Source organism: Paracoccus cavernae, assembly GCF_042430175.1.
Taxonomy (GTDB): Bacteria; Pseudomonadota; Alphaproteobacteria; order Rhodobacterales; family Rhodobacteraceae; genus Paracoccus; species Paracoccus cavernae.
This window is the reverse complement of the sequence record NZ_JBHMDZ010000001.1, coordinates 719,321-726,905: the sequence shown is the minus strand read 5'-3', so window position 1 is coordinate 726,905 and position 7,585 is coordinate 719,321. Positions and strand designations below refer to the sequence as shown.

General features: G+C 62.8%; 5 protein-coding genes. All 5 read right to left on the bottom strand.

Annotated features, from left to right (window positions below; translation table 11 throughout):
• Window positions 1-323: 323 nt before the first annotated feature.
• The 5 genes from ACFFUC_RS03585 to clpB all read right to left on the bottom strand — a co-directional run bounded on the left by ACFFUC_RS03585 (window position 324) and on the right by clpB (window position 7,560).
• Window positions 324-1,313 (bottom strand): Lnb N-terminal periplasmic domain-containing protein, encoded by a 990-nt coding sequence (locus ACFFUC_RS03585; RefSeq protein ID WP_377683573.1) that lies wholly within the window; start codon window positions 1,311-1,313, stop codon window positions 324-326.
• A 19-nt stretch (window positions 1,314-1,332) separates the two neighbouring features.
• Window positions 1,333-1,947, bottom strand: a complete 615-nt coding sequence (msrQ, locus tag ACFFUC_RS03580) for a protein-methionine-sulfoxide reductase heme-binding subunit MsrQ (protein ID WP_377683571.1) — start codon at window positions 1,945-1,947, stop codon at window positions 1,333-1,335.
• A complete protein-coding gene (gene msrP, locus ACFFUC_RS03575) occupies window positions 1,947-2,846 on the bottom strand; it encodes a protein-methionine-sulfoxide reductase catalytic subunit MsrP (RefSeq protein ID WP_377683569.1) in 900 nt (299 codons plus the stop codon). The genes msrQ and msrP overlap by 1 nt, the downstream gene beginning before the upstream one ends.
• Window positions 2,847-3,054: 208 nt before the next feature.
• On the bottom strand, window positions 3,055-4,689 hold the full coding sequence (locus ACFFUC_RS03570; protein WP_377683567.1) for an alpha-D-glucose phosphate-specific phosphoglucomutase: 1,635 nt from the start codon (window positions 4,687-4,689) through the stop codon (window positions 3,055-3,057).
• Between the two features lie 240 nt (window positions 4,690-4,929).
• The gene (gene clpB, locus ACFFUC_RS03565) at window positions 4,930-7,560 is read right to left on the bottom strand and encodes an ATP-dependent chaperone ClpB (RefSeq protein ID WP_377683566.1); all 2,631 of its coding nucleotides are present in this window, start codon (window positions 7,558-7,560) and stop codon (window positions 4,930-4,932) included.
• Window positions 7,561-7,585 lie beyond the last annotated feature (25 nt).

Genomic DNA, 7,585 nt, shown 5'->3' with positions numbered 1-7,585 from the left:
TCGTCCCAAAATTCCGTCCCGTTCAAGCCCGTCCGGACCATCCCGTCCCGTTCAGCGTCTCCCGCCGTTCGGTAGAGCGGTATTTACGGATAGCAGATCAGACCCGCAAGCCGAAAAAGACGGAAATCTTAATAATTCTTCTAACCAACTGTTATATAATTGAAACTTTGCCTTCCGGAAACGTCATCTTTGAGGTTCCCCCGCATCCTGCCGAGAATCACGCGCGATTTTAGCGTGATTTGAGCGATTGCCCCGCATCATTGGCCGGATTTGTCGGCGCGAAACGGGGCGAAGGGCGGAATCAGGCGCGGATTCGCCCTGCCCTACTCGGCCGCAAGCAAGGAAGAGACCGCGCCCGAGCGGATCACCGTGGAATAGGACGCGCCCGAGGCGTCCGATTGGCGGGCGAGGTCCGAGATGCGGGCCGCAGCGCGGATCTCGGCGATCGGTGCATCGACCTGCAAGAGGCCGCGGTCCTGCAGATATTCCGGCAGCATCCCCGAAACCAGAACGCGCCAGTCAAAGGGCAGGCTGCGGTTGAAGGTATGGGCGAGCTCCCAGATGATCGTCGTGCAGTTCGAGGTCAGGGTATTATAGAACTCGGGTTGCGCCTGCAGTTTGTTGGCGCGGGTAATATAAGAGAGAAAGAGCTCGCGCGCCTGATCGCGGCTGACGCGCAGCGGGAACAGCGAGACATCCTCGCCCCGCATCGTGGTGCGCAGCCGCACGATATCGGATTCGGTCGCGGCAATCATCACCAGCTCGAACTGGCGGAAGAAACCGCCGAAGGTCGAGAAGACCTCTCCTTTCTCGCGCCGGATCTCGGCTGAGAAGACCAGATGGCGGCCATCCTCGAAACCGAAGCCGATCAGCGTGTGGGCGATCAGCGGGCTCGACCAGACCGAGTTGAAAAGATCGACCGAGGTGATCTCGCGCAGATCAAAGGTCATGTCGCGCCACCGCACCTCCGCTTCGTCGCGGGTCTGCCAGTCGAAATCGCGCACATTGGTCAGGGTGACGAAATCGCCGTGGACCACGCCCGTGACACCGCGCGCGACATCCTCGGCCCAGATACGGTCGGCGCGCGGCTGGATCGTCTGGTACCACAGCCCCGCGCCGGCAATTCCCAGCGCCAGCACCAGCCAGCCCCATTTGCGCCCCGCACCAATCACGCCCACTGCGACCGCTCCGGTCAGCGCGTAACAGATCCAGCGTATCGGCGGCGCGGTCTGGAAGGTCAGCGCCCCGAGGCTCAGGACCAGAAAGAGGATGGTGACAAGGACAAGCGCGGCGCGGTTGAGGGTCTTGAGCATGGGGCAATCTCGGGAGGGATCAGGACAGAATGGGCCGGATGATCAGCAATCCCAGAACAACTGCAAGCCACAGCGCGGGCGAAAGCGTGATGACCTTGCCGACCCAGAGATAATGGACACAGGCCAGAACCGCCGCCGGATAGACCAGCCGGTGCAGCCGCCGCCACGCCTGCCCGCCCATCTTGCGGATCGAGAGATCGTTCGAAGTCAGCGCCAAAGGCAGCAGCGCAAGAAAGGCCGCCATCCCGAAAAGCAGATAAGGCCGTTTGACGACATCACGCGCCATCTGGCCCCAAAGCAGCCCCATATCCATCACCGCCCAAGCCAGCATATGCAGGCACAGATAGGCAAAGGCCAAAAGCCCGATGGCGCGGCGGTAGCGGATCAGGTTGAGTCCGAACAGCCGCAGCGCCGGCGTGACCGCCAGCCCACCGATCAGAAAGTAGAGCGCGGTCAGGCCGAGGCGGTGCTCGATCTCGCGGATCGGCTCGACGCCGAGATTGGCGGCGACCGTGTCCCATACCAGCAGCGCCAGCGGCAGCAGTCCCGCGAGCCAGACCGCTCCGACCGGCACATGGCGCAGCAACGCATTGAGGCGTTGGGCGGCGGGACGGGCGAAGGCGAGAGGGCGCATCAATAATAGGTCTTCAGATCCATGCCCGCGTAAAGGCCGGCAACCTCGTCGCCATAGCCGTTGAACATCTGCGTTTCCTGCCGGCCCGCAAAAAGACCCGCGCCGATGCGCCGCTCGCTGGCTTGCGACCAGCGCGGATGGTCGACCTGCGGATTCACATTGGCGTAAAATCCGTATTCGCTGGCCTGCAGAACGTTCCACGTGGAAACCGGCTGCTTGTCGGTCAGAGTGATGCGGATGATCGACTTGATCGATTTGAACCCGTATTTCCACGGCACGACCAGCCGGATCGGTGCGCCGTTCTGCTTGGGCATCGGCTGGTCGTAGAGCCCCGTCGCAAGCAGCGTCAACGGATGCATCGCCTCGTCCAGACGCAGCCCCTCGCGGTAAGGCCAGCTCATGAAGGGCGACGAAAGCCCCGGCATCTCCGCAGGCCGCGTCAGGGTCTCGAAGGCGACATATTTCGCCGAGGGCTGCACGCCGATCTTCTTGAGCACACCCGAAAGCGGCACGCCGAGCCAAGGGATCACCATCGACCACGCCTCGACGCAGCGCAGCCGGTAGATCCGTTCCTCGAGCGCATTGTCGGGCGCGATATCGGCCACATCATAATTGCCGGGGCGGTCGACCATGCCGCCGATCTCGATGCTCCAGGGATCGGTGGTCAGCTTCGACGCATAGGCGGCGGGATCGGTCTTCTCCATCCCGAATTCGTAGAAATTGTTGTAATTGGTGATTTCCTCGAAGCTGTTGGGCTTCTCGTCGGTGGAATAGGCCGAGGCGCGACCGGTCAGCGCGACAGCAGGCGAGGCGATGGTCGCGGCCGCCCCCAAGGCGATGAAGGCGCGGCGGTTCAGGAAATCGCGCTTGGGCGTCACATCCGACCAGTTCAGTTTCATCGCAAGCCTCCGTCGTCTCTCACCAATCTAACGCGCGCGCCGCCCGACAGATATGCACTTGTTGCGCAAGCGACTTCATTCTTGCGTGTGCGCAAGTGCGGGAAGCCCTGTCACTACCCCCGACAGTGCCGCAGGCCGGCCCGTTCAAAAGCGAAAGCCGCCCCCAAAGGGCGGCCCTGCCGTCTTTTCGCGACGATCTTTCTGTGGGTCAGGTCGTCACATCCGGACCGTTGCGGCCGGTAAAGGGCTTGATATGGGCAATCGCCTCGGCCGCCGCGATGACAGGGGCCAAAGCCTCCTGCGCGTCCAGTCCGTGTTTGGCGGGATCGGTCTCGTAGCTTTCCAGATAGACGCGCAAGGTCGCGCCCTCGGTCCCTGTTCCCGACAGGCGCATCACCACGCGCGAGCCGTCGGTAAAGAGAATGCGGATGCCCTGACGCGCCGAAACCGAACCGTCGACCGGATCGAGATAGGCGAAATCATCCGCCGCCTCGACCGTCAGACCGGCAAAGCTTTGGCCCGGCAGCTCGCCCAGCATGACGCGCAGCCGGTCGATCAGATCGGTCGCACGGTCCGAAGGCACTGCCTCGTAATCATGGCGCGAGTAATAGGTGCGGCCATATTCGGCCCAGTGATCGCGCAGCAGTTCGGAAACGCTCTGCCCCTTCACCGCAAGGATGTTGAGCCAAAGCAGAACCGCCCAAAGCCCGTCCTTCTCGCGGACATGGTCCGAGCCCGTGCCGAAGCTTTCCTCGCCGCACAGCGTGACGCGGCCCGCATCCAGCAGATTGCCGAAGAACTTCCAGCCGGTCGGGGTCTCGTGCGCCTCGATCCCCGCTTTGGCGGCAACGCGGTCGACCGCGCGGCTCGTGGGCATCGAGCGCGCGACCCCCGCGATCCCCTTGGCATAGCCGGGCGCGAGATTGGCATTGGCCGCCAAAATTGCGAGGCTGTCCGAGGGCGAGACATAAGCATTGCGCCCGAGGATCATATTGCGGTCGCCGTCCCCGTCCGAGGCCGCGCCGAAATCGGGACCATCGGCCGAGAACATCTCGTCCATCAGCACCTTGGCCCAATGCGGGTTGGGATCGGGATGGCCGCCGCCGAAATCCGGCAGAGGCTGGCCGTTAATCACGGTTCCCGCCGGCGCGCCAAGGCGGTTCTCGATGATCTCGCGGGCATAGGGGCCGGTCACGGCATGCATCGCGTCAAAGCGCAGACGATAGCCGCCTTTGATCACCGCGCGGATCGCGTCGAAATCGAACAGGCTTTCCATCAGCGCGGCGTAATCGGCGACCGGATCGACGATCTCGACCGCCATGCCTGCGACATCCTGCGTGCCGATCGCAGCCAGATCGACATCGCCCGTCTCGAGGATCTTGTAGCTGTCGATTTCCAGCGTACGGGCATACATCAGATCGGTCAGGCTTTCGGGCGCGGGGCCGCCGTTGGCGCCGTTGAACTTCATGCCGAAGTCCTCATGCTCGCCGCCGGGGTTGTGGCTGGCCGAAAGGATGATCCCGCCATCGGCCTTGCGCAGCCGGATCAGATGCGAGGCGGCGGGCGTCGACAGGATGCCCCCCTGCCCCACGATCATCCGCTCCGCGCCATTCGCCGCCGCCATGCGCAAGATCACCTGCACTGCGCGGTCGTTGAAATAACGCCCGTCACCGCCGAGGACCAAAACCTTGCCCGCAACGCCGCCGATCGCGTCGAAAACCGATTGCGTAAAATTTTCCAGATAATGTCGGCCCATGAAAACACGGGTCTTCTTGCGCAACCCCGACGTACCGGGCTTTTGCCCCTCGATCGGTTGGGTCGGGATGCTGAGGATCTTGCTCATAGTCGGACAGGGCCTTTCGGGAAAACTGACACCTTGCAACGCCTTATCTCTGGCATGGTTCACGCGCCCTTGCCATTGCGCCCGATCAATCTGCCTAAATTCCGCGCAAGATTTCGCCCGATCCGCGCCTTTGCGCCACAGCGGACCTTCCGCAAGACCTTGTCGCTCAAAAGAAAACCCCCGACCTTTCGGCCGGGGGCGCTCCATCCTGGTGGGCCGCCTTATCGTAGCGGCACATCTTTACTGCAGCGGCGCATGGGGCGGCTTTTCCGCGCCCGCGCTGCCGAGGTGGCTGCCGGCCACGCGGTTGCCCACGATCAGCCCGTCGGGACCGGCGGTGACCTTGACGGTCTGGCCGTCCAGAACCTCGCCCGACAGCAGCATCTCTGCCAGCGGGTTTTGCAGGCTGCGCTGGATCACGCGCTTCAGGGGACGCGCGCCGAAGACCGGATCATAGCCTTCGTTCGCCAACCACTGCCGCGCACTCTCGTCCATATCCAGCGTGATCTTGCGCGCTTCGAGACGCTGCTCGAGCTGCCAGAGCTGGATCTTGACGATCCCGTCCATGTTCGAGCGGCTCAGCCGGTGGAAGATGATGATCTCGTCCAGACGGTTGAGGAACTCGGGCCGGAAATGGGCGCGGACCGCATCCATGACCTGACCGCGGGCATCCGAACTATCGGCCCCTTCGGGCAGCGTCGACAAAGCCTGCGCCCCGAGGTTCGAGGTCAGGATGATCAGCGTCTGCTTGAAGTCGACCGTCCGGCCCTGACCATCGGTCAGCACCCCGTCATCGAGCACCTGCAGCAGCACGTTGAAAACGTCCGGATGCGCCTTTTCGACTTCGTCGAACAGGATCACCTGATAGGGACGCCGACGCACGGCCTCGGTCAGAACGCCGCCTTCGTCATAGCCGACATAGCCCGGAGGCGCACCGATCAGGCGCGACACCGAATGCTTCTCCATGAACTCGGACATGTCGATGCGCACCATCGCGCTGTCGTCGTCGAACATGTATTCGGCAATGGCCTTGGTCAGCTCGGTCTTTCCGACGCCGGTCGGGCCGAGGAAGAGGAAGCTTCCCAGCGGACGGTTCGGGTCGTTCAGCCCCGCACGCGCACGACGAACGGCATTGGCAACCGCCGTCACGGCCTCGGATTGACCGATGACGCGCTGGCCAAGGACCTCTTCCATCTTCAGCAGCTTGTCGCGTTCGCCTTCCAGCATCTTGCTGGTCGGAATGCCGGTCCAGCGCTCGACCACTTCGGCGATCTGCTCGGGGCGGACCGCTTCGGCGACCATCGGGCCTTCATCACTGCCTTCGGCATCGGCGAGCTGCTTTTCCAGACCCGGAATGATGCCGTAGGACAGCTCACCCGCGCGGGCGAGATTGCCTTCGCGTTTGGCTTGATCCAATTCGGCGCGCGCCTTGTCGAGCTGCTCCTTGAGGTTGCGGGAGCCTTCCATCTTGTCGCGCTCGGCCTGCCATTTGGCAGTCATCGTGGCCGATTTCTCGGTCAGTTCCGACAGCTGCTTTTCCAGCTTTTCGAGACGGTCCTTGCTGGCCGCGTCGTCCTCTTTCTTCAGCGCCTCGGCCTCGATCTGCATTTGCAGGATCTGGCGGTCCAAAGCGTCAAGCTCTTCGGGCTTGCTGTCCACTTCCATGCGCAGACGGCTGGCGGCCTCGTCCATGAGGTCGATTGCCTTGTCGGGCAGGAAACGGTCGGTGATATAGCGGTGCGACAGCGTCGCCGCAGCAACAAGTGCCGCGTCGCTGATGCGCACGCCGTGGTGAAGTTCATACTTTTCCTTGATGCCGCGCAGGATCGAGATCGTATCGGCAACCGTCGGTTCCTCGACCATCACGGGCTGGAAGCGTCGAGCAAGCGCCGCGTCTTTCTCGATATATTTGCGGTATTCATCAAGGGTCGTGGCGCCGACGCAGTGCAGCTCGCCCCGGGCAAGCGCAGGCTTGATCAGGTTGGCGGCATCCATCGCGCCATCGGTCTTGCCCGCACCCACAAGGGTATGCAGCTCGTCGATGAACAGAATGACTTCGCCGGCAGCGGATTCGATTTCCTTGAGGATCGCTTTCAGACGCTCTTCGAATTCGCCGCGGTATTTCGCACCGGCGATCAGCGCGCCCATATCCAGCGCCATCAGCTTCTTGTTGCGCAGGGATTCCGGCACGTCGCCGTCAACGATGCGCAGCGCCAAACCTTCGGCGATCGCGGTTTTACCCACGCCCGGCTCCCCGATGAGAACGGGGTTGTTCTTGGTGCGGCGCGACAGGACCTGCATGGCACGGCGGATTTCCTCGTCCCGACCGATGATCGGGTCGATCTTGCCGTCACGCGCGGCTTCGGTCAGGTCGCGGGCATATTTCGACAGAGCCTCGAACGTATCCTCGGCGCTGGCGCTGTCGGCCGTGCGGCCCTTGCGGATGTCGTTGATCGCGGTGTTGAGGTTTTGCGCCGTCACATGGCCAGCCGTCAGCGCGTCGCGCGCATTGGTGTTGGCCACGGCAAGTGCGGTCAGGATGCGCTCGGCCGGAACGAAGCTGTCACCGGCCTTTTTGGCCAGCTTTTCCGCTTCATCAAGCACGCGCACCATCGAGGGGTCGACATAGACCTGACCGTCCCCGCCCGAAACCTTCGGCAGTTTGGTCACGGCAAGATCAATGGCCGAGCGGACCGCATTCGCATCACCGCCCGCCCGCGCGATCAGATTCGAGGCAAACCCTTGTTCGTCATCCATCAGCGCCTTCAGAAGATGCTCCGGCACGACGCGCTGATTGCCTTCGCGGATGGCAATCGTCTGCGCCGACTGAAGAAACCCACGAGAACGCTCGGTGAATTTTTCCATATCCATGAAAATTTCCTTTCATTGGCACCCG

Excerpts from the sequence above, each read along its gene's own strand:
- ACFFUC_RS03570 (WP_377683567.1), bottom strand. The coding sequence starts at position 4,689 with ATGAGCAAGATCCTCAGCATCCCGACCCAACCGATCGAGGGGCAAAAG.
- ACFFUC_RS03585 (WP_377683573.1), bottom strand. The coding sequence starts at position 1,313 with ATGCTCAAGACCCTCAACCGCGCCGCGCTTGTCCTTGTCACCATCCTC.
- msrQ (WP_377683571.1), bottom strand. The coding sequence starts at position 1,947 with ATGCGCCCTCTCGCCTTCGCCCGTCCCGCCGCCCAACGCCTCAATGCG.
- msrP (WP_377683569.1), bottom strand. The coding sequence starts at position 2,846 with ATGAAACTGAACTGGTCGGATGTGACGCCCAAGCGCGATTTCCTGAAC.
- clpB (WP_377683566.1), bottom strand. The coding sequence starts at position 7,560 with ATGGATATGGAAAAATTCACCGAGCGTTCTCGTGGGTTTCTTCAGTCG.